General features: G+C 46.7%; 3 protein-coding genes. All 3 read right to left on the bottom strand.

Annotation, left to right across the window (positions count from 1 at the left end):
- Window positions 1–240 (bottom strand): hypothetical protein (locus tag HMPREF9074_RS11690; protein ID WP_034541124.1); only part of this gene is annotated, 240 nt, incomplete at its 3' end.
- Window positions 225–437 (bottom strand): hypothetical protein, encoded by a 213-nt coding sequence (locus tag HMPREF9074_RS11685; protein ID WP_034541122.1) that lies wholly within the window; start codon window positions 435–437, stop codon window positions 225–227. The genes HMPREF9074_RS11690 and HMPREF9074_RS11685, both read right to left, overlap by 16 nt.
- Window positions 434–556: a hypothetical protein gene (locus tag HMPREF9074_RS12805; protein WP_255359617.1), complete on the bottom strand. Its 123-nt coding sequence runs from the start codon at window positions 554–556 to the stop codon at window positions 434–436. The genes HMPREF9074_RS11685 and HMPREF9074_RS12805 overlap by 4 nt, the downstream gene beginning before the upstream one ends.
- Between the last annotated feature and the right edge of the window lie 142 nt (window positions 557–698).

Here is a 698-nt window from a genome sequence, read left to right as displayed (position 1 = left end):
TCCACAATCGTCGAGGGCTTCGCGGTAGTCGCCTGTGTGGTGTGCGCCAGCAAGGGCTGTAGGAGGGGTTGGATAGTCCTTTATATTGATGACAAAACGCTGTTCGGTAGGATAAGCATTGAGTATACGAGAGAGGCGGTAAATGACCTCTGTGTTATTTTGTTCTTTGGCAATAGAAATCACACGCTCTACTTCAGAGCGTGATACAGTGCGGTTATGTAGGTTTATAAATTCTTCCATTGGGTGCAAGTTTTTTCGTTTTGACGCGTAAGGGCGGATAATGGGCAGCCACAATGCGCACAGCGTTCTACTAAGCCAAAAGTGTTGCGATATAAGGGGCATTTTCGGCATATGGCAAGCCTGCGGGCGGCTTCGGCTTCTACTTCAGCGCGGGTGCGTAGTAGAGCGTTAGTATATCCTGTGATTATACCTTTCATTTTCTGTTCAACTGGTAAAGCATAATAAGCACGTTAAGAGCTGAAAGGGCTATTGATATTTGCCAATAGTGAGCATCTTTGTTCTTTGGCGGGCTTTTAGGGGCTGTTTTCTTTGCCATAGGTTACTTTTTCTTATAAATATAGTACCCTATACCTCCTAAGACGAGTACGCCAGCTGCTATGAGGTAGGGGGTGTAATTCTTTTTGTTGTCGTCGTTGGCGGGTGGGCTATCGGGGGTTGTGGGTGTTAGTTGTTCGCCG

It is taken from the genome of Capnocytophaga sp. oral taxon 329 str. F0087 (assembly GCF_000213295.2).
Taxonomy (GTDB): Bacteria; Bacteroidota; Bacteroidia; order Flavobacteriales; family Flavobacteriaceae; genus Capnocytophaga; species Capnocytophaga leadbetteri_A.
This window is presented reverse-complemented; position numbering and strand designations above follow the sequence as displayed.

Bases quoted from the DNA above. Each gene is read 5' to 3' on its own strand.
- HMPREF9074_RS11685 (WP_034541122.1), bottom strand. From the start codon at position 437: ATGAAAGGTATAATCACAGGATATACTAACGCTCTACTACGCACCCGC.
- HMPREF9074_RS12805 (WP_255359617.1), bottom strand. From the start codon at position 556: ATGGCAAAGAAAACAGCCCCTAAAAGCCCGCCAAAGAACAAAGATGCT.